We start from the raw sequence: 20,769 nt of genomic DNA, 5'->3' as shown, positions 1-20,769 counted from the left end.
CAAGTTTTTTTGACATTAAAACCAAGTCTAGCTAAGAAACTTGCAGGTTTATTGTTTGGAGATAAGGATTATATTAAGAAAGTGCTCTAACTTCAGCAATATCAATGTGAAAGTAGCCTAATGGTAATTTCTACACTTTGTGGAATTTTATAATATATAATAAACACAATTAAAACTATTACAACTTGAACACTTATGATCCCATTGTTCTAGTTCCCTGTTACAATTTTTACATTTCCAGCCTGGATCAGGCAAAGCTTCTGAGCCCATCTTGTTTAGCCAATAAATTACCTTGTCGTGTTCTTGCAATGTAACCTTGAGTTGTATTACAATAAAGTAGATTGACATGTAATTAGCTTTTTTCATAGCAGTGTCTAAATATTGACTTGCAAGATCATATTTACCTGAACTCATTGAGGACAAAGCAAGTAAACAGTAACTAAAATAATAATCAGGGCGTAAGTTGTATAGTCTTTCAGCACCTTTACTATTTAAATTGATGTACATTTTAGCTGACTGAGGAGTAGGATTTACTGTATACTCTGCCTCTAGCACTGCAGAAGCTTTTCTGATTTTTCCAAGTTTAATATATAATTCTGCCTTTAAATAATTGATGGGCTGAAAAATTGCACTATAACGTTGTGCTCTAAATAAAGACTTTATAGCCTCCTTAAAATTTCCTTTACTTTCATATTGCTTTGCTAAAGCGCAATAAAACACTGCAAACATTTCTTTATGATCAAAGGGGAGAAAAATATTGGACTTAACTGCTTCCTTCAACCTCAAAATTGCATTAATCCAATCTTCTTTCAATATGCCATGCTCTATTTGAAAGGGAATAGATAGCATTTTATCGTTAATTGAACTAGAGCAATATTCTATAAATTTTTGAAAGACTACTTTTTCTTGTTTGAGGTGGACAATCAGCTTATTGGCTAGAAGTAGAGCTAAGTTACGATTTTTATTTGCAATATTTGTTAAACCGTTACTGAAAAAGCTGTAATTTCCCGTCTTACCTGAGTTAAAGAGCTTTATTAAAGACAACCTATCGCTCTCCTCACTCAGACTTTTAACTAGCTTTTGGGCATTCTCTATATTGTCTAAGTCTATGCTAAAGAAAGCTTCAAAGAGAAGCAATTCTTCCCTATCCCTTCTTCTATTTCTTATGTTGGCAAATGTTGATGAAATGGAGGAAAAAAAGCGTACAAGTGTAATTAATAAAAATAATAAAACTACACAAGTAAAAATAATGAAATATAGATCAATACTTATAGTGTAATTGCCTAATTCCAATTTTATTACTTCACCACTTACCTTGACCCATATACCAAATAAAAACGAAAAAGCGAAAATTATAAAATAAATCATGAGATATATTGTAATAAGTGATGATATATTGTTGAAATATTCTTAGAAGCTACAATAAAACCATTCAATTTATTCAGCCATGGCTTGAATTCTGAATGCGTTAAATTGCTTACTGTAACAGTTATATTTTGCCAATCATTATCATTTATTGACTCCTCAATTTCTGCGAATTTTACTCTTAATGGATCATTTCGGTCGTCTACCTTTATCCAGTTTGAAATGATTTTTTTAGACAATGTACTTTTGTTGTAATCGATAGTATCAATAGTTTTTTCAAAAGATAACTTCAATTCGTGTAAGGTATTTATCTCTTTCAAATTTTCTAATTCATCTACTGCATTTTCTATCTCTGGATCGTCAAGCTCTGATATCAAAGGCTTTATTGAATTTATATGGTTATCAAATTTTGCTTCTCGCAATAACGAATTCTTCATTTTAACCACAAGTAATAGCAATTTTGCAAGGTTCTTACATCTTGAGTTATTATCACCTTGCTCACATTGAGTATGCTGACTTCTCTTGAGGTCAAATATCTTTTTTTCTATTCTAGATTGATTAACTTCAAGCAACATTCTAAATTCATCCATGTTTTCCGTTAAAGCTTTCACATTGTTTTCACTCTCTTGCTGATTTATTTTTAAAAAGATTATGTTATTTATTGTGATGTAACCGGTAAATAACAATACAATTAAGAACCAACCTATGTACTTTTGCTGAGTATCATTCATAACGTAGTATCTCCGCAGGATCTTGTGCAGCTGCCTGCAATGCAGGAGCAATTGTCGCTAAAAATGATAAGAATAATGCAAGTGCAGAAATGTTCACTACATCTTGAGGAACTAATATCATTGGCAAACTTGAAAAAAAGTATATCATAGGATCAAACAGCTTGACGTTAGTAATGTTTTCTAAAAACACTCTAATGCTTTCGATATTGAGAGAAAAAACGACACCTATAATACAGCCAAGACAAGTTCCCGTAAAACCGATTAATAGACCACAAGCGCAAAATATACGCATAATGCTTCCACTTGTTGCACCAAATGTACGCATAATTGCAATCGCGGATTTCTTTTCTTGCACTATCATCATTAAATTTGAGATAATATTAAACGCTGCTACAACTATAATCAAAGTGAGAATTAAAAACATCACATTTCTTTCAGTTTTTAAAGCACTAAAATAATGGCTTTGCTGTGATTGCCAACTTTCAGCTTCCATTCCTATTTCTTTTTCTATAGCATCTGCCAGCTTATCAGCTCTAGTAACGTCGTCTACAAGTACTTCTATATTTTTTATGCTATTTTTATAATTAAAAAAGGCTTGTGCTGATTTTAGAGGCATATATATCAAGGTATTATCATACTCAAACATACCCATATCAAATATTGCTATAACTTTATATTTTTTCATTCGCGGCATTTCACCAAGTAATGCATCAAATTCTTCAGATGATATAAACGTAATTTCGTCGCCATAGTCAATGTTCAAAACTTCTGCTAAGCGTGCTCCTATTATTATCCCTTCATCAAATTTTTTTACATCACCTATAATTACATTATTTGTAACGGCAGTACTATCAAGCAAATCTTTAGTTGACACACCTCGCACTACGCTACCTGCAATTTTACCATTTGCTACAATAATAACTTGATCATTGGTCATAGGAGTAGCTTTTAATATACCAGGAATTCTCTCAATAGATTTTGAAACTGCGTAGTAATCTGAATTTATGTTCCTATCAAAATAAACGTTAATATGGCCATCAATGCCAAGTATTGAGTCAAGCAACTTTGCTCTGAATCCGTTCATCACAGACATCACCACTATTAGTGTTGCAACTCCAAGGGCAATGCCGATAATAGAGAACAAAGTCATTATAGAGCAAAATCTGGCATTTCTTGCTCGCAAATAGCAAGCAGCCATAGTAATTTCAAAGGCAATGGACATTACAAAATATTTTGAGGTTAGACATTATATTTTTGAAACTTCGTATAATTGTAGACTTTTCTTTATTTAAAAACTAGAGATTTTTGCTTCCTTAAATTTAGCAGACTTATAGAGTATCTTTAACATTAGAATTTCAAAATCTTCCATATACATCATCCAACCTCACTATATCATTATCAGATAAATGCTCTCCTATCTGAAATTCAACTATTTCAAGTGGAGAGCTTGTGCTTTTATAACATAGAAAAAATCAAGAATATTATTGGGTTTATTCAATAAGTTATAATTCTTTCCTTCCATAATTTTCAAATTGTACAACTAGTTGCTTTACATTTACATCTGTGAGAAGAGCATTTTTGCTAACATGAGGTCTCGGATCAGATTTTGCTGATAAGGGATTCATCTGAGATATTTCATCCCTCATTGGAAATAAGCGAGATTGGGAAGCAACTTTTGGTGATGGCCTAGTTTTTTTCTCCACATCTATATTCACTTGTGCAACAGGAGGGGTCCTGCTTTCAATAGTTTGCGCATTAGGACTTTCTTTTGCTTGATTTTGTTTGAATTTTTTTCTTATCTCTTGTACTTTAATATCGATATTATAATTAATTTCTTTTTCCATAGAAGATACTACCATTTCTAGCTTTGTGCTTGATTTTTGATCAGTATGACCTAACTTTTTAAGTTTTAGTGGTAATTCAGGTTTATCTTTAGTTGATTTAGGAACAGTTCCTACTACTTTTGGTTTTTGTCTAACTTCTTGACCAGCAGTAAACATTTTTTTTGGCAATGGGGGTGCTATTGATGATTTTGGCAATATTGGAGGTTTAGATTGTTGTTTTTGTTTAAGTTCTCTTTTTGCTTCCATATGTTCTTTAGGAACTGTTACATAAATTAGCTCTTCTCTAGGCGATTTTGAACTTTGTGAATTTTCTGTTAAAATTTTACTCTTCTTCTCTTGATAATTTGATATCTCTTTGTATCCAGGCTTTTCATCTAATGAATTTCCATGGCCTGAATCATTATAATTAACTTCTACTTGTCTATCTTCTTTTAGAAAACTGCGTTCTGGCTTTTCTGGAGCTATTGCAATATTTCCTCTTTCAACTTGCTCCAAACCTGAAATTTTACGATAAGCCTCTAGATATTCAAAGATTGTCATTGAAGTAGGAGGAGGTAATTTATCAATAAAACTACTTATATTCTTAACTGGAACATTTCTTCCCGAGATTCTATTCAATATTTCCTTTAATATCTTAAGACCTGATGGCTTTCCATTCATCGATTTTACATAATCAATTGAGTCACTACGTATAACAAACTTAGCTACATCTTCTGCCTTATCTGTAAAACGCTTTAATGCCTGAGATAAATCCCTTACCGTTTTATTATAATGTCTAATAGTTACTAACTCATCTCTTGCTTTTATAGCTTCTTTAAGGAAACCGAGATTTTCTCTATAATTGTCACTTTTAAATGGATCCTTCATATTAATTACAACTCATTATTTATTAAAATATGGGTATAGGTTTAAAATATTAAGATTTAGTAAATATTATTTTTTACATAAAGCAGCTATACCCATATTATAAATTGCCAACAAATGCATTTATGGCGTTACCATATTCTTCCATATACATCATCCAATCTCACTATATCATTATCAGATAAATGCTCTCCTATCTGAAATTCAACTATTTCAAGTGGAAAGCTTGTGCTTCTATTTTCAATCCTATGGGAAACTTCCCTTGGGATTTCTATCATATGGTCCTTTGCTATAGCATATTCTTTGTCTTCTAAACTAACATATCCAACTCCTGATAGCACTATATGGTATTCATCTCTATAGTGATGGAATTGCTTAGAAGTGCAGCTTAATGGATTGATAAAAAGATATTTTATAAGAAAATTTTCGCTCATTAAAATTATACTACAAAATCCCCATGGTTTAACTTCTTTCCTTATCACCTTTACTTTCTTAACTTTATGAATAAATGAAATTAGACTTTTGTTTGGTTGCTTACAAGCTCCACTCAATAAATTTTTATTACTTTCTGTCGTTGAAACTGGTTCTTTTTCTCTAATCACATGCTGAAATGATGCCGGTTCTTTACTAAACTTCTCACTCAATTCTAAAACTGAATTCCAAGTTCCAACATCCAACCAATCGAAATTAGCTTCTATCATTGCAACGTTTTTTGCTTTCTCCATCACCAAGTAATCAATGGATATGCCTTCAATTCCTGCAAAATCTCGTTGTTTTAAATACAGAAATCTCTCTTGCGGTGTGAAATATTTAAAACATAAATTGTAAAGATTCGGGGCAGATTTTTTAATCTCATCTATGTAGCGTTTTGCTTTAAACACAAATATTCCAGAGTTCCAATAATGATCGTTACTTAACTTACGCTCGGGCTTTTCTGTAAAATCTTTCACTATATGACATTTTTCTTTCTGATCATATACTGCATTTATATAGCCGTATTCAGAATTGAATTCATGAGGCTTAACCCCAAAAGTGACTATAGAGTTAGTTTCAGAGGCTAACTTAGACGCTTTTTGAGTAGAAGCATAAAAACTATTCAAATCACCTATAAAATGGTCTGAAGGCAGAATTAACATTGTCTCGTTTTCATTGCAGAGAAGTGCAGCAATTAATATTGCCGCTGCTGTTCCAATTTTCACTGGTTCGAAAATCACTTTATATTCTTGCAGTGCATGCAATTCCTCCATCACTAATGACTCGTACTGTATATTTGTAGCAATTATGGGCGGCATATAATCGCTTTTTAGCCTCAACAAAGTGTTGTGAAACATAGTGTTCTGACTAAATATTTTCTGAAATTGCTTTGGCTTAGATAAAGGCCAAAGTCTGCTACCACTACCACCACACAATATTACAGGGCGCATTTAGTTAAGATATTAATTAAATAATTAATATCTTATACTGAGGGCAAAATACATGCAAGTTTTTGTTGTGGAATAGTTAATAAAGAAAGTAAATGTTGATTTAAAGTAATTGCTAATGAGAGTGATCATGTGTAGCGCCTTGCCCTTGCTGTGAATTTCTTCTATTTTGTAATTCCTCAACATGACCTTTTCTTTTATCACTTAATATTTCATTACCCTTATTTTGTTCTTCCTCAGGACTCTTTAGTATTTCATTACTCTTGCTAACTTCTTTATCATCCCCTTGTTTCTTTGGCCTTCTAGCGTTAAGCTCATCCCATGTGCCCACTAGTGAATCACGATTCCCATGATCCGGCTTTAGCCTTTCTTCACCTTTAATAACATTAAAGTCACTTTTTGCTTCTTCCCAACATCCTTTCAATTGGTGTTTCCACATAGTAAAGTAAGCATCACCATATTTTTTCTCATTTGCTACAAACAATAAAATTGGGGCCTTAAGTATTGTAGCTACCATATTTACTGAATTCTTCACTGCCATCGCAGGGGTGAACAAAAGATAGCCAAAAGACTTTGCAATTGGGTTTTGTTTGCTTATTAAATGCTCCCCTAACTTTATAGGAAGAGAAGTCAACAATTTAGTACAAACTTTAGCCAAGCTTGTAGCAAAAACGATAGGAACAGATATAAGACTTTTATCTAGCTCTAGATTACCATCCTGATCTCTAATTTCTGAAAAATGGGTGCTTAGCTTCTTGTAATCACTAGTGTATAATAATTCTCCATTTCTTCCTTTTTCATCAACAACTTCCTGAACTTTACCTTCTTTATTTTTTACCTCTTTAGTTAGCACAGAAGAATTAGTTAATTCAAATGGATATTGAGGATCCTTAGTTTTTTCAGCTTCAAAAATTGGCACGTGTTTTTTCAAATCCATTCTCGAAAAGCCTAATGGCTCAAAATATGACTTATGCAACTCATTTATCGGAATTTGCTTACCCTGATTGTCTATATAATTGATAGTAAAATAAGATCTATCATTATCTTTATCTTTGGTAACTAAAGATAATCTGAAACTTGGTTGTTCTCCATTCTCATCTTTTTGACCATACAAAAGTTTATAGGTTGGATTTTTATCTTTATCTAGTATAGCATTTCCATGCATATCCCTGTTTTCTATGATTTTAGCAGACTGTACAATTTGATCATAATTTTTTGGATACTGGCATTTCCTTCCATCATACATCATTACCTTTCTAAGGTCTTCGACGTAAACTTGAGATTCAGGTGAAGTAAGCAGACCTTTTGCTTTAAGTGTAAGATCTATTGCTCCCTTTTTTAATGCTTCAAACATATTGTCAAACCAAAATCGCTATAATGCTATAGTTCAATAATAAAACTAGTACACTAATAATATATTAACACAGCACCGGTGATTTTACAAGAAAATATGCCTGTAGAAGATAAAGATTGTAAAAGCGAGGGTTATATAAGTAATGCTTGATAAGTACTTTATGCATGTAATTGTAAAAATCCTCAAAGGTACGCTGTGTATATAATCTTCGCATACTACCTGCATTCCAAGAACTGCGTGCCAAAAAATGCAAAACAACAATACAACAAAAAATAAAAGCTCTAGAGGGTGATTAATAAATTTTTCACTAAAAGACAAAGAGCTATCAGTATAAAATGTGCAAGAAAATGAATAGATAAACCAAGGAAACAGGAACAGTAAAATTACCGCAGAAACACGCTGAACCCACCAATGATGTACTGAATTTCCAGACTGACTCATATAAACATAAATAAAAAAGCCATAGTAGAAAGAAGTAGCGTTACTGTCAGCAGTATAGCACTCCTTGAAACGCCAGTAATTTCTAAATTAAGCCCAGCATCCCACAATAAATGACGAATACCATTAAGAAAATGATATACAAAACTTATAAAACATAAGACATAAGCTAATTTAGCAACAGGAGTGAATAATAATGCATTTAAGTACCTTACTATAAGTAACTCAGGAAAGTAAACATGTAATATGAAATACCAAGAAAGTATCATTAATAAAAGGAATAGCAAGATACCAGTCAATCTATGCATAATAGAGAAAAAACTAGTAACTTGTACTTTATATATTTGTAAATGTGGAGAAAGAGGTCTATCACTCATAAAATTCCGTTATCGGGAAATTAAAATAAAGTAGAAGTAAAGACAGCAGTATAGCACATAACAACACCATCATTAAAAATGGTAAGTTATGCGCAAAGCCTAAGGAGGTAATCCAGCTGCAGATTCCCCTACTGCTACCTTGTTACGACTTCACCCCAGTCACCGATCCCACTTTAAATAACTCCCTCCTTGCGGTTAGGTCGTTAGCTTCGAGTGAAACCAATTCCCATGGCGTGACGGGCAGTGTGTACAAGACCCGAGAACGTATTCACCGTGGCGTGCTGATCCACGATTACTAGCGATTCCAACTTCATGCACTCGAGTTGCAGAGTACAATCCGAACTGAGATGGCTTTTAAGGGATTGGCTTAGCCTCGCGACTTTGCAGCCCATTGTAGCCACCATTGTAGCACGTGTGTAGCCCACTCCATAAGGGCCATGATGACTTGACATCATCCCCACCTTCCTCCAGTTTATCACTGGCAGTTTCCTTAAAGTCCCCAGCATTACCTGATGGTAACTAAGGATGAGGGTTGCGCTCGTTGCGGGACTTAACCCAACATCTCACGACACGAGCTGACGACAGCCATGCAACACCTGTGTGAAACCCGGCCGAACCGACCCTATCCCTTCGAATAGGTATAATTTCCATGTCAAGGAGTGGTAAGGTTTTTCGCGTTGCATCGAATTAAACCACATGCTCCACCGCTTGTGCGGGTCCCCGTCAATTCCTTTGAGTTTTAATCTTGCGACCGTAGTCCCCAGGCGGAATGTTTAACGCGTTAGCTGTAATACAGAAAGTAAAACTTCCCATATTTAACATTCATCGTTTACAGCGTGGACTACCAGGGTATCTAATCCTGTTTGCTCCCCACGCCTTCGCGCCTCAGCGTCAGATTTGAACCAGATAGACGCCTTCGCCACTGGTGTTCCTCCTAATATTTACGAATTTCACCTCTACACTAGGAATTCCTCTATCCTCTTTCAATCTCTAGATTAGCAGTTTTAAAAGCAATTCCAAGGTTGAGCCTTGGGATTTCACTTTTAACTTACTAATCCGCCTACGCGCCCTTTACGCCCAATAATTCCGAATAACGCTAGCCCTCTCCGTATTACCGCGGCTGCTGGCACGGAGTTAGCCAGGACTTCTTCTGTGAGTACCGTCATTATCTTCCTCACTAAAAGAGCTTTACAACCCAAAGGCCTTCTTCACTCATGCGGCATGGCTGGATCAGGCTTTCGCCCATTGTCCAATATTCCCCACTGCTGCCTCCCGTAGGAGTCTGGACCGTATCTCAGTTCCAGTGTGGCTGATCATCCTCTCAGATCAGCTATAGATCATTGCCTTGGTAGGCTATTACTCCACCAACTAGCTAATCTAATATAGGCTCATCTAATAGCAATAAATTTTTCCCCCGTAGGGCGTATACGGTATTAGTTGCCGTTTCCAACAATTATTCCGTACTACTAGGTAGATTCCTATACATTACTCACCCGTCTGCCACTAAGTTATACCATAGCAAGCTACAATATAACTCCGTTCGACTTGCATGTGTTAGGCCTGCCGCCAGCGTTCATTCTGAGCCAGGATCAAACTCTCAAATTTAGACTTCAACCTATAAAAGGTTGAGGGTACATCGGATAAATCCGACAAAAAATAATTTAGCTTAATACTGCTGTCTTTATTTCTACTTTAGAAATATTTTAATCTCCAACTATTCAAACAACTTTAAGAATATTATTATGTGATATAATCACTATGTCAATATGTTTTTGCAAATCAAAAGCATTAATGTATAAATATATAACTATTTGGAATATTACCATGAAAAAATACATCTTTCTGCTTGCACTCGCGCCAATGTTAGTTGGCATCACATTATACTTATTGCGCAACATTGATAACACAAAACAATCTATAACTGCAGGTGACAAGTTTTACGAAGTATTATTCTTAAAAAAAGATAATAAGCCGCTGCTAGAAGAAATAGATTCAAATTGGGAGTATTTAGCAAATTTTGAACGCGCATTCAATCATATCTCAGATTCAATGCCAACAGACACAGCATCTATTTATAATGATTTGGCAGATGATAAAGATGCTCCTGGTGTTTTGCGTGAGTTAGCACAATATTTAGAAGTAATGAGCTTACTTCACTCCAACGGTGAAAAAATAAATAAAGACAAAATTGATAATTTAGAATCAAGCACAGTATACCCTTATTCAAGCCAAGAAGCCATCGCTATAGTAAAGATACACAATAACGACGTTAAGGGTGCAACTGAAATATTGCGTTCCCTATTAAATGATAGAAAATGCCCTATCCTAATCAAAGCTAATGCACAAGAATTACTCAGGATATATGGGAGTTAACTCATTGGACTTTTTGCATAGCTTTTGGCAACGCATCGGATGAAACGAAAAAACTTACTTGACACCCTTCGCCAGCGCCCTTATCATGATAGTGAAGCTATTGTATTTGCTTTCGCCAATCTGCAGATTAAAAGGTAAGGATTACTTAATGTATCGGCGTCTTATGTTCAATTTTTTGCAGTATATAGATACTGTATGTCTTTACAAAACTTCATCTACATCTAGATTTTTATCTAAATAAGCTGAACGCGCTTATAAAGCGTTACAAGACATCAAAAAATGCCAATACTCGACAGAGATAGTAAAAGACTAGCTAACTCGGGGATTCTTTGTCTTTTTTTCTGCTTGGTAAATTTCTTAAACATTTGCAGCGTAAGTTAGTTGCAATTAAAAGCAGCTGAATTTCGCTTGTCAAGCGTTTAAAACATAAAAAACGCCAATATTTTAAAGCGGATAATAACCCCAGGGCTTCTTTTGCCTTTTTTTTCATTTGGTAAATTTCTTAATATTTATGGCTAAAGATTGCACGAATGTTGCAATTACAAAAACGATTTCTACTAGGGTGTCACGCACTGGGATGACACCATTCTTTTTCCTGGATCCAAGTAGTCAGGGCACTGGGATGACAGCTACCCTGACAATCGTCATCCCGCTGCTTGTTAGCGGATACCGCGGCGGTATGACGTAGAAGTTATACTTTTATGCTTACCAACTTAATAAAATTCCTGGATTCCAGTGTCAGCTACTTTCATGACACCAACAGTTGATATTGGTTTGTTGCTTTACTGGCAGCTACTAGCTATGCCTCAAGTTTCCTATTCAAAACTTTCAATATTAGATCCAATTCATTTGGATTATTATACCGTATCATAACTTTACCCTTAGAATTGTTGTCATTAATTTTGATCTTTAAACCAAGTTGAGAAGATATAGCGCCTTCTATTACCGTCATATCTTGATTTCTAGTATATTTCTGTTCTTTTTGATTATTATTTTGGTGTAAGTCTTTTATCAATTTTTCAGTTTGTCTAACACTTAAGCCCTGAGAAACTATTTTTTCTGCAATATCTTCCGCATTTTCAACATTAATCAACGCTCTTGCATGGCCCATAGACAATTTTTTTTCATTGATCATCATTTTTACACTATAGGGAAGTGACAACATCCGAATCATATTGGTTATGTGGCTGCGGCTTTTGCCTATAGCTGAAGCTAATTCCTCATGTGTATAGAAGAACTCATCTATCAGTTTTCTGTAAGCTTCACCTTCTTCTATTGGATTAATATCTTGCCTTTGTATATTTTCAATAATGGATACTTCCAAGCATTCCTTGTCGCTCAGATCTTTTATGATAACCGGTGCACTATCAAGATTTGCAATCTTGCTTGCTCGCCAACGACGTTCCCCAGCTATTATTTCGTAACCATCATCATTTGAATCTTTGCGTACCACGATAGGCTGTATAATGCCACTTTTCTTTATCGAATTTGCAAGCTCTCTTAATGATTCCTCGTCAAAATGTTTCCTCGGTTGAAATTTGCTTGGGTGCAGTAATGAAATAGGCAAATACTCTTGTCGATCTTCTTTATTATCATAATTATCGCCTATGAGACCGGCAAGACCTCTGCCGAGGCGTCTATCATCCTTCATACTACGCCCTCGCTTACTAGCTTCTTCTCCTTACAACTGCTCGCGTGCTTTTTTAAAATTTCCCTTGCCAAACTTATATATGCTTGTGCACCAGGACACTTAAGATCATACACAATAGCGGGTTTTCCATGAGAAGGCGCTTCTGATAACCGTACGTTACGTGGAATAACAGTCTCATACAATGGGATGATAGTTTTGTATACTTTATCATTTAAATACTGGCAAATATCGTTTTTAATCTGTTCACTGAGTTTGTTGCGCCTGTCATACATTGTTAACACTATCCCTTCTATTGCCAAAAAAGGGTTTAGGTTATTCCTTTTTATTAGCTCCACAGTTTTAACTAAATGGCTTAATCCTTCCAGAGCAAAAAATTCACACTGAAGAGGAACAATAATAGAATTAGCAGCAGTCAAAGCATTTATGGTCAGAAGCCCAAGTGATGGAGGGCAATCGATGATTATATACTCATAATTATCGCGTATCTTCTCCAATGCGCTTTTTAGTACGAATTTTCCTCGCTCAAGTTGCGATAATTCAATTTCTGCAGCTGACAAATCAACTACTGACGAAATTAGCGATAAATTCGGAATTTCCTTTATATTGAAAATTGCCGATTCTATCAATTTATTTTCGCTGCTTAGTAGTATTTTGTATATGTTTTTTTCTTCCCTACTACGATAAGAAATCCCGAGTCCGGTGCTAGCATTTCCTTGAGGATCAAGATCTACCAATAAAGTGCTTTTTCCCACAGCAGCAAAGGCTGTCGACAAATTTATACTAGTTGTGGTTTTGCCAACTCCACCCTTTTGATTTACTATTGCAATAATCTTGCTCACGCCTTTTATCTTATGTATAAAATAATTCTATTGTATATATGCAAGAAACTTTTGCATTAGAAAATTTTTTTGTTGCTAATCACACTAAAATTAGACTGTCTTTTTTGCTTTGTGTAACACACTTTGAACCTTGTTTCCTAATTCATTCAGAGTGAATGGTTTTGGCAAAAAGTGAAAATCTTCTATATTGATGTCATCACTCTTTAAAAAAGCATCTTCTGCATACCCAGAAATAAAAATAACGTTGATACTTGGCCTATGGATCAATGCTTCTTTAACTATTTCTGGGCCGCTCACCTCTGGCATGATTACATCAGTGATTATAAGATCTATATGTTGACTTTTTTTACTGATTATTTCTAGCGCCTCGCTGCCTATGCTTGCTTCTATTACATCAAATCCTTTTCTTTTGAGTGCTTTAGAGATGAATTCCCTTACTGAATCTTCATCTTCGATTAATAAAATTATACCATTACCTTTAATTTCACTTACTACCGGTTTTTCTGTTTCTTCACTATCTTCCTCTCTATCATTTTCATCTGATATGTAAACCATGGGCAAAAATATGCTAAATTTAGTTCCATGATTTACTTTGCTAGCAACATAGATGTATCCTTCAGTTTGTTTAATAATGCCATATACAGTAGAGAGGCCAAGACCTGTACCGGAAGCAATATCTTTAGTAGAAAAAAATGGATCAAAGATCTTTTCAGTTGTATCACTCGTCATTCCACATCCAGTATCAATTACTTCAATCACAACATAATTTCCATGTTCAATCGCTTCCTTGTCTGGAGAAAACATATCCTGAGGTGTAGAATTTAATGAGTCAATCTTTTGATTAAAGGTTCGTATAGTTAATTCTCCGCCCTTTTCCATAGCAGCACTAGCATTGACTGCTAAGTTAAGTATAACTTGCTCTAATTGCCCTTGATCAGCCCTAACAGCACCCAAGTCTCTACCATAATAAATATTAAATTTTATATTTTCACCTATTAATCTTTTTATCATTTCATAAAGATTAGCTATAGTATTATTTACATCAATAATTTTTGGCTGCAAGGTCTGTCTTCTTGAGAAAGCAAGCAATTGTCTTACTAAATTTGATCCACGCTTTGCATTTTGCTGTATCTGTATTATATCTCCAAAAGATGGATCACCAGCTGAATGCTGGAGTAAAAGCAAATCGCAAAATCCTATTATCCCAGTCAATATATTGTTGAAATCATGCGCAATACCACCTGCTAACTGCCCTATAGCTTGCATCTTTTGATAATGCTCAAGCTTTATCTCTAGGTTTTTGTGTTCAGTATTGTCAATAAAATAACAAAGTATGAAGATCATTTTATTATGAAGAAACTTATTGAAATATATTTTTATGTTATTACCGCCGTTGAGCTGTACATCAAAGGACGCATTATTTATTCTATTACTCGAAAAATATTCACGTATTTTTACATGATAACTATCCAATATCAATGTAAAGATTGAATTATTATCTGACCCTGCAAGCTTTATTAGTGCCGTATTTTTCTTTACAAAGTTGCCGTTTATGTCACATTGTGCAATAGCAATTGATGAATTTGCAAAACAAGGGTGTAATTGATAATCAACAAGATTTGATTCGGTTGGTGTTATAAAGCCATATATATAGCTATGGTTGTATTTATCACAAAATATAGCAGTGCTCATATAAGCCTTGAATGGAATACCACTTATAGTAAAAAACAAAATTTCATTATCGGTTATTGTATTGTTATATTTAGATTGAGATATAAAATCACTGATTGAGCTACCTTTTTCCAGTTTTTTTAGTTCAAATATGTCTAAAAATCTTTTATTTACAGATAAAATCACCCCTTTGGCATTTGCAATGTAAGTTCCTATGCTGTGTTTTTCTATTAACTCTTCATATATCTGCTCCTTGTTTATCTGTGTTGCTTTTAATACAAAATACCCATCTGGCCTTGCTATTGGCACTAATGATAAATTTAAAATCTTATTACTATTTATAGCAATTTGGGGATTATCTGGTATCGGCTCAAAGAGCAAAAGAAAGTTAGATACTCTATTCTTCTTGTTTAAGGAAATGCATACCTGTACAGAAGAGTTATTTTTTAGTGCATGATAGAGTACTTTTTTGTCTGCTTCTGAAACATCTCCTATTTCAAGAATCTTGGCTAACGTAATGTCATCATCTATATGATCTTTAAACCTTTCGTAGAACCTTGCATCAGCATAAATAATACCTTCATCCTTATGTAAAATAAGGCAAAATTCTGTATTATGATTTAGTGCATTTGCAAATATTGCATTTTGAAATTCTATAGTATTAAGTAGGTATCTGTAGCGTTTTACATTATACATCATAAAGAGAGTTGTTAGAATGCTAACTAATAAATTAATCTCTATATTAATATGCTGACTATATATATCAAAAAAGTAGAGTATCGATATTGCTACTGGAGGTAAGAGCATAATAACTGCCATCACAACAATTGACATTCCATAATTTCTTAGTATGAAGTCAACCCTGTTCTCTTTTTTGTTATCTATGTATCTTTTATTCATTATTGTTACTTGGCATTGTTGTACATACGAAAATGTTCTATTATATTGATTTAATTATTATAGATTTATTAACGTCTTTGATAGATAATTATCATCCAAATCTAATTAAGTTCCTTAAATATCAGATATAACAATGTTAATAAGCTAGCAAGAGGATATTATGGAAAAACAAAAAACACAAGCATTTAAATGGTTCTGTGCACTAAGAGATAAGATCATAGAATCTTTCTTATTAATTGAAAAACAATCATCCGCAGAGCCAAAGATCGAAAAGAGAAAGTGGGATCGCCCAGGTGGTGGAGGTGGTGAATCTACAATTATTTTTGGTAATGTTTTTGAAAAAGTTGGAGTAAACGTTTCAAAAGTACACGGAAAATTTGCAGATTCAGCCATTAATGAAATTCCTGGTGCAAGTGAAAGTAACGGAGAGTTTTGGGCAAGCGGTATATCTTTAGTGTCTCATATGCAATCGCCCCTTATCCCTGCAGCACATATGAACACAAGGCTGATATATACTTCAAAACAATGGTTTGGTGGAGGAATGGATTTTACGCCAATATATAAAAATGAAGAAGATTGCAAGTATATCCATGAATCAATCAAAATGACATGTGATAGATTTGACACCGGATATTATCCAAAATTTAAAGAGCAATGTGACAATTATTTTTTCTTACAACACAGAAAAGAGCCGCGTGGCATTGGTGGCATTTTCTATGATAATCTGAGTTCTGGCAACTGGGAAAACGATTTTGAGTTCACAAAAGCAGTAGGTGAAGCCTTTTTGGAAATTTATTCGCACGTCATACGTAAACATATGCAAAAATCTTGGACAAAAGAACAACGAGAAAATCAATTAATAAAACGTGGCAGATATGTAGAATTCAATCTGTTATACGATCGTGGCACAAGGTTTGGTTTAATGACTGACGGCAATCCAGATGCAATTATGATGTCAATGCCACCACTTGTTAAGTGGTTATAGAGAGCTGCTATTAGTAGAAAATAAATCATCATAGTTTAAAATTGTACCATGGTAGTGAGCTTTTATATAGGGGGTATAATCATGGGCATAATAGATAATTTTTTAATTAAATCTGTCAAAAACAATGACATAAAAGGTGTTAAACTGACTCTAATTCTCTATGATGCATTAAATAGTTTTAGAAAATTCTTTTCAAAGACTATGTCTCTCAAGAATACAGGATCATTTGATATAAATAATAATCAAGCTTTAAATCAGGCTTTAGGACATGCTACAGATCACAAAATAATGGAATTGCTGATTAATCGTGGAGCTGATATCCACTCAATAGATGAGAATGGAAAGAATGTTATAATTCGTGTTATTGAGAGTTTAGCAGAATCAAAAAATCTAAAATTGGATAGTGAGAAAAACTTACCAGCAGAGATAATTCTTCACCCCACAGTTTCCTTTTTACTAGGAAAAGGCGCAGAGTATTATTCTACAGATGATTTGAATATTGAAGCTATACAACAAAAACCTTCTAGAACTTTTGAGTATAAGTCAAAGAATACTAGCTATGATGCTTTGCCTTCAAAAGAGCCCATTTACGCTGAGGTGTATGACACTAAGGTTAGTAACTCATTAGGGGAGAATGGTTATTTGAGTGTATCAGAAGAATCTATTTATGCTGAAATATATGATTCACATAAAAAATCCACTGAAAATTTATCATTGGAAGATAGTGGTTATTTGAGTATATCAGAAGAACCTATTTATTGCACTATAGATGATCTTTCAGAACAAAAAAAGCCTACTAGCCTAAAACAGAAAGAGCCAGAACAGTCGTCAGAACCTATTTATGCTAGGGTAGATTTGTCCAAGAAAAGAGCAGAAAGAAAAGCAAAAGACATAAAAGCTAATTCTGGAACTTGCCATGGGTTAGTGCAAGATAAAGTGAATGATTGGCAAGTGAAGCTAAATGAGCTAAGTGCTAATAAGTCGATAAGTCAGCAACAGACTAATGATCAAAAAATTAAGACCAAGGCTGGCTTTAGTGTAGAAGAAATAAGGCAGAAATATGAGCGTAGAGATTCTGGCTACGATTCTGGCTATGATTCCGATACAAAAGTTGAACAACAATTAGAATTAGCTCCTAAATCTGAGATAGGTTCAGTGAGTATTGAGCATGGAGTAATAGGAGGCTGTCGATATAAGATTACTGATATATCCCTCTAACTATGTGATTCAAAATAATTGAATTGACTTTATATATGTAATCGATATAACCTAGTTAGATTCAAGTTGACTCTTTCGTCTAGTGGTTAGGACACCACCCTTTCACGGTGGTAACACGGGTTCAAATCCCGTAAGAGTCACTCAAGTAGAATATAATTAAAGTTTTGAATGGGAAAAATTAGGCTCTATGTTGAAGAAGCTTTATCACAAGGCGTGAGTTTAGCACTTAATCCACAACAAAGTCACTATATTTGCAATGTAATGCGGCTTAAGAAGTATGATAATCTCTCTCTTTTTAATGGAAAAGATGGAGAATGGTTAGGAGAAGTAGTTAATATATCGCGTAAATTGACAGAAGTTACACCCAAAGAATGCACTAAACAACAGCAATATGAGGAAAATTTATACCTGTATTGTGCCATGGTAAAAAGTGCTGCTTTGAACAACATAGTAAGACAGGCAACTGAAATGGGAGTAATCTGCATTCAATTTATTTCAACAGAACGTACAGTGGTAAAAAATATTAACCTAAGTAGAGCAAAATTACAAGCAATCGAAGCAGCGGAACAATCAGGTAGGATAAGTATACCAGAGATTTTGCCTCCTATTAACTTTTGTGAGTTACCTGATTCCCAAAGTAAAAATTTTGTTTTGTGTGATGAAACAGGTAAAGCTGATAAAGTGCTGAAAGGCAAAAAAAATGTTGCTATTATTGTTGGTCCTGAAGGTGGTTTTTCATCTTATGAACTTGATCTTGCCGATAAGTTTTGTCAAAAATTGAGTCTAGGAAAAAGAATTTTAAGGGTCGATACTGCTGTAGTTGCTGCACTCACTTTCACCAATTGGTGTAGCTAGATTTTTAAATATGGCTAAGGTTTGGGTCATAAAGAAATCTGGTTCAGTGTTGCGCGCACAAAAACCCTGTAGACTTTCTACGAAGCAGTCTGTTGTTAAAGAGGAGCTAATAAAAAACATATTCTAAGATAATATTAAATCTCATATTATATTTTTTCTAAAGTAAACAAATGAATCTTGCATTTTGCCTGAGTTATTGATACTCTGAGTAAAGAAGTCGGGGCGTAGCGCAGCCTGGTAGCGCATTTGGTTTGGGACCAAAGGGTCGGGAGTTCAAATCTCTCCGCCCCGATGTTAGTATAATTGTAAGAACGCTGTAACATAAGAGCAATCTCCATCAGTAAGCAAGTAGCTGACACTGGAATGACATTATTTACCATGTAAATTATGGCATATTACATTTTAACGCTCAAGTTTATAAAATAATTGACAATGTTAATTTTCTAATTTATAAATAGATTTTGAAATGATTACCGAAGGAGGTATAGAGTTTGATAGAAGTATCAGTCCATTATGGTGATGTAGACAGAGCTCTTCCAGTATTGAAAAAAACAATTCAAAAGGAAGGAAGAGGGTTGAAAATGAAAAAACAATATCATGAAAAAAAATCAGAAAAAAGAGCTAAAAAGAAAGCTGAAGCTAAAAAAAAGAGGTACCAACAAGAGTGCAGAAGGCAACGTTATGGTTGGTAGTTTGTACTCAAGTTAATAGTTTATCATTGGTTATTTTATGAATATTCACGAATATCAAGCGAAAGAAGTTTTGCATAAATTTAATGTCCCAGTGCCAAAAGGTTTTGTTGCTACATCTGCAGAAGAAGTAAAGACTCAAGTAAGTCAATTAAAATCTGACGTGTTTGTAGTTAAAGCTCAAATTCATGCAGGTGGTAGGGGTAAAGCCGGTGGCGTAAAGCTAGCAAAGTCAGTTGAAGAAGCTCAGCAGTTTGTAAAGGACATGATTGGTATGACTTTAGTTACTCATCAAACAGGGCCAAGCGGGCAGCAAGTAAGAAAAGTGTACGTTGAAGAAGGCTCAAGCATTAAGAAAGAGTATTATTTAAGCCTGGTAATCGACCCGAAGCTCAGTAGGCCGATATTCATATTTTCCTCAGAAGGTGGAATGGACATCGAAGAAGTGGCAAAAAATTCTCCTGCAAAAATTGTGAAATTTGATATTGATCCTGCTACAAGTTTTGATAGCAGCAAGTTAAGCAGCAGTTTTCATTTGAGTCCAGAACAAATAGAAAAGATATCGAACATTGCAAAAAAAATATATGATGCGTTTATTGCAACTGATGCGAGCCAAATTGAAATTAATCCACTGGTTGAAACAAATTCTGGAGATTTTATTGCGCTCGATGCAAAAATTAATTTCGATGATAATGCTTTATATCGTCACCCAGAAATTATGGAACTTCGTGATTATGATGAGGAAGTGAAAGAAGAGATAGAGGCTTCAAAGTATGGGCTCAGTTACATCAAAATGGATGGCAGTATTGGTTGCATGGTAAATGGTGCAGGTCTTGCTATGGCAACAATGGATATAATAAAATACTACGGAGCAGAGCCTGCTAACTTTTTGGATGTTGGTGGTGGAGCGAGTAAAGAAACTGTAACTGAAGCATTTAAAATCATATTGTCTGATAGCAACGTAAAAGGAATTCTGGTTAACATATTTGGTGGTATAATGCGTTGCGATATTATCGCAAGTGGAATTGTTGCGGCTGCAAAAGAAATGAGCATTAAAGTTCCTCTAGTGGTTAGATTATCAGGTACTAATTTTGAAGAAGGAAAAAAAATTTTAGAAGAGTCAGGATTAAATATTATTGCTGCAGATGAGCTAGATGAAGCTGCGCAAAAGATAGTAAAAGAGGTAAAATAAAG

The 20,769-nt window shown here is 34.3% G+C and carries 17 protein-coding genes, 2 tRNA genes and 1 rRNA gene; 8 read left to right on the top strand and 12 right to left on the bottom strand.

Going from position 1 to position 20,769, the window contains the following annotated elements:
- Positions 1-147: 147 nt before the first annotated feature.
- The 9 genes from OPR21_RS07540 to OPR21_RS07500 all read right to left on the bottom strand — a co-directional run bounded on the left by OPR21_RS07540 (position 148) and on the right by OPR21_RS07500 (position 9,999).
- A complete protein-coding gene (locus OPR21_RS07540) occupies positions 148-1,368 on the bottom strand; it encodes a hypothetical protein (RefSeq protein WP_006279922.1) in 1,221 nt (406 codons plus the stop codon).
- Positions 1,365-2,096, bottom strand: a complete 732-nt coding sequence (locus OPR21_RS07535; protein WP_038250643.1) for a hypothetical protein — start codon at positions 2,094-2,096, stop codon at positions 1,365-1,367. Before OPR21_RS07535 ends, OPR21_RS07540 begins: the two co-directional genes overlap by 4 nt.
- A complete protein-coding gene (locus tag OPR21_RS07530) occupies positions 2,089-3,318 on the bottom strand; it encodes a lipoprotein-releasing ABC transporter permease subunit (RefSeq protein WP_006279924.1) in 1,230 nt (409 codons plus the stop codon). The genes OPR21_RS07535 and OPR21_RS07530 overlap by 8 nt, the downstream gene beginning before the upstream one ends.
- A gap of 280 nt (positions 3,319-3,598) precedes the next feature.
- Complete coding sequence (locus tag OPR21_RS07525) at positions 3,599-4,807, bottom strand: hypothetical protein (RefSeq protein ID WP_077188429.1); 1,209 nt, start codon at positions 4,805-4,807, stop codon at positions 3,599-3,601.
- A 128-nt stretch (positions 4,808-4,935) separates the two neighbouring features.
- Positions 4,936-6,228: a sugar phosphate nucleotidyltransferase gene (locus OPR21_RS07520; RefSeq protein ID WP_264329418.1), complete on the bottom strand. Its 1,293-nt coding sequence runs from the start codon at positions 6,226-6,228 to the stop codon at positions 4,936-4,938.
- A 112-nt stretch (positions 6,229-6,340) separates the two neighbouring features.
- Complete coding sequence (locus OPR21_RS07515) at positions 6,341-7,579, bottom strand: hypothetical protein (RefSeq protein WP_253303522.1); 1,239 nt, start codon at positions 7,577-7,579, stop codon at positions 6,341-6,343.
- An 84-nt stretch (positions 7,580-7,663) separates the two neighbouring features.
- Entirely contained in the window at positions 7,664-8,020 is a 357-nt protein-coding gene (gene sdhD, locus OPR21_RS07510) for a succinate dehydrogenase, hydrophobic membrane anchor protein (protein WP_010963113.1), read from the bottom strand.
- Complete coding sequence (gene sdhC, locus OPR21_RS07505) at positions 8,017-8,394, bottom strand: succinate dehydrogenase, cytochrome b556 subunit (protein WP_007548462.1); 378 nt, start codon at positions 8,392-8,394, stop codon at positions 8,017-8,019. The genes sdhD and sdhC overlap by 4 nt, the downstream gene beginning before the upstream one ends.
- A gap of 100 nt (positions 8,395-8,494) precedes the next feature.
- Positions 8,495-9,999, bottom strand: a 16S ribosomal RNA gene (locus OPR21_RS07500).
- A 153-nt stretch (positions 10,000-10,152) separates the two neighbouring features.
- Between OPR21_RS07500 and OPR21_RS07495 the strand changes: the two genes are divergently transcribed.
- The gene (locus tag OPR21_RS07495) at positions 10,153-10,767 is read left to right on the top strand and encodes a hypothetical protein (protein ID WP_006279813.1); all 615 of its coding nucleotides are present in this window, start codon (positions 10,153-10,155) and stop codon (positions 10,765-10,767) included.
- A gap of 799 nt (positions 10,768-11,566) precedes the next feature.
- Here OPR21_RS07495 and OPR21_RS07490 read toward each other — a convergent pair.
- The 3 genes from OPR21_RS07490 to OPR21_RS07480 all read right to left on the bottom strand — a co-directional run bounded on the left by OPR21_RS07490 (position 11,567) and on the right by OPR21_RS07480 (position 15,828).
- Complete coding sequence (locus OPR21_RS07490; RefSeq protein ID WP_265029912.1) at positions 11,567-12,418, bottom strand: ParB/RepB/Spo0J family partition protein; 852 nt, start codon at positions 12,416-12,418, stop codon at positions 11,567-11,569.
- On the bottom strand, positions 12,415-13,257 hold the full coding sequence (locus tag OPR21_RS07485) for a ParA family protein (protein ID WP_006280226.1): 843 nt from the start codon (positions 13,255-13,257) through the stop codon (positions 12,415-12,417). Before OPR21_RS07485 ends, OPR21_RS07490 begins: the two co-directional genes overlap by 4 nt.
- Before the next feature lie 90 nt (positions 13,258-13,347).
- A complete protein-coding gene (locus OPR21_RS07480) occupies positions 13,348-15,828 on the bottom strand; it encodes a response regulator (protein WP_265029911.1) in 2,481 nt (826 codons plus the stop codon).
- 160 nt (positions 15,829-15,988) lie between these two features.
- On the opposite strand from OPR21_RS07480, the gene hemF reads away from it, so the two are divergent.
- From hemF to sucC, 7 genes are all read left to right on the top strand, one after another.
- The gene (gene hemF / locus OPR21_RS07475; protein ID WP_236514518.1) at positions 15,989-16,813 is read left to right on the top strand and encodes an oxygen-dependent coproporphyrinogen oxidase; all 825 of its coding nucleotides are present in this window, start codon (positions 15,989-15,991) and stop codon (positions 16,811-16,813) included.
- Positions 16,814-16,894: 81 nt separating this feature from the next.
- Positions 16,895-18,031 (top strand): ankyrin repeat domain-containing protein, encoded by a 1,137-nt coding sequence (locus OPR21_RS07470; RefSeq protein ID WP_265029910.1) that lies wholly within the window; start codon positions 16,895-16,897, stop codon positions 18,029-18,031.
- 68 nt (positions 18,032-18,099) lie between these two features.
- Positions 18,100-18,171: transfer RNA gene (locus OPR21_RS07465), tRNA-Glu, on the top strand.
- Between the two features lie 28 nt (positions 18,172-18,199).
- Complete coding sequence (locus OPR21_RS07460; protein ID WP_006279818.1) at positions 18,200-18,886, top strand: 16S rRNA (uracil(1498)-N(3))-methyltransferase; 687 nt, start codon at positions 18,200-18,202, stop codon at positions 18,884-18,886.
- 218 nt (positions 18,887-19,104) lie between these two features.
- Positions 19,105-19,178 (top strand) — tRNA-Pro (locus tag OPR21_RS07455).
- A gap of 199 nt (positions 19,179-19,377) precedes the next feature.
- Positions 19,378-19,578, top strand: coding sequence for a 30S ribosomal protein S21 (gene rpsU, locus OPR21_RS07450; RefSeq protein WP_006279819.1), 201 nt, complete (start codon positions 19,378-19,380; stop codon positions 19,576-19,578).
- Between the two features lie 37 nt (positions 19,579-19,615).
- A complete protein-coding gene (gene sucC / locus OPR21_RS07445; protein WP_006279820.1) occupies positions 19,616-20,767 on the top strand; it encodes an ADP-forming succinate--CoA ligase subunit beta in 1,152 nt (383 codons plus the stop codon).
- The last annotated feature ends 2 nt before the right edge of the window (positions 20,768-20,769 follow it).

Source organism: Wolbachia endosymbiont (group A) of Philonthus cognatus, assembly GCF_947251755.1.
Lineage (GTDB): Bacteria > Pseudomonadota > Alphaproteobacteria > Rickettsiales > Anaplasmataceae > Wolbachia > Wolbachia pipientis.
Note: the sequence above shows the minus strand (reverse complement) of the source record. Positions and strands in the feature narration are given on the sequence as shown.

Coding starts and splice junctions, on each gene's coding strand:
- OPR21_RS07525 (WP_077188429.1), bottom strand. CDS start 4,807: ATGAAGGATCCATTTAAAAGTGACAATTATAGAGAAAATCTCGGTTTC.
- OPR21_RS07540 (WP_006279922.1), bottom strand. CDS start 1,368: ATGATTTATTTTATAATTTTCGCTTTTTCGTTTTTATTTGGTATATGG.
- OPR21_RS07480 (WP_265029911.1), bottom strand. CDS start 15,828: ATGAATAAAAGATACATAGATAACAAAAAAGAGAACAGGGTTGACTTC.
- sdhD (WP_010963113.1), bottom strand. CDS start 8,020: ATGAGTCAGTCTGGAAATTCAGTACATCATTGGTGGGTTCAGCGTGTT.
- OPR21_RS07490 (WP_265029912.1), bottom strand. CDS start 12,418: ATGAAGGATGATAGACGCCTCGGCAGAGGTCTTGCCGGTCTCATAGGC.
- sucC (WP_006279820.1), top strand. CDS start 19,616: ATGAATATTCACGAATATCAAGCGAAAGAAGTTTTGCATAAATTTAAT.
- OPR21_RS07460 (WP_006279818.1), top strand. CDS start 18,200: ATGGGAAAAATTAGGCTCTATGTTGAAGAAGCTTTATCACAAGGCGTG.
- sdhC (WP_007548462.1), bottom strand. CDS start 8,394: ATGAGTGATAGACCTCTTTCTCCACATTTACAAATATATAAAGTACAA.
- OPR21_RS07535 (WP_038250643.1), bottom strand. CDS start 2,096: ATGAATGATACTCAGCAAAAGTACATAGGTTGGTTCTTAATTGTATTG.
- OPR21_RS07530 (WP_006279924.1), bottom strand. CDS start 3,318: ATGTCCATTGCCTTTGAAATTACTATGGCTGCTTGCTATTTGCGAGCA.
- OPR21_RS07495 (WP_006279813.1), top strand. CDS start 10,153: ATGTCAATATGTTTTTGCAAATCAAAAGCATTAATGTATAAATATATA.
- OPR21_RS07515 (WP_253303522.1), bottom strand. CDS start 7,579: ATGTTTGAAGCATTAAAAAAGGGAGCAATAGATCTTACACTTAAAGCA.
- OPR21_RS07520 (WP_264329418.1), bottom strand. CDS start 6,228: ATGCGCCCTGTAATATTGTGTGGTGGTAGTGGTAGCAGACTTTGGCCT.
- hemF (WP_236514518.1), top strand. CDS start 15,989: ATGGAAAAACAAAAAACACAAGCATTTAAATGGTTCTGTGCACTAAGA.
- OPR21_RS07470 (WP_265029910.1), top strand. CDS start 16,895: ATGGGCATAATAGATAATTTTTTAATTAAATCTGTCAAAAACAATGAC.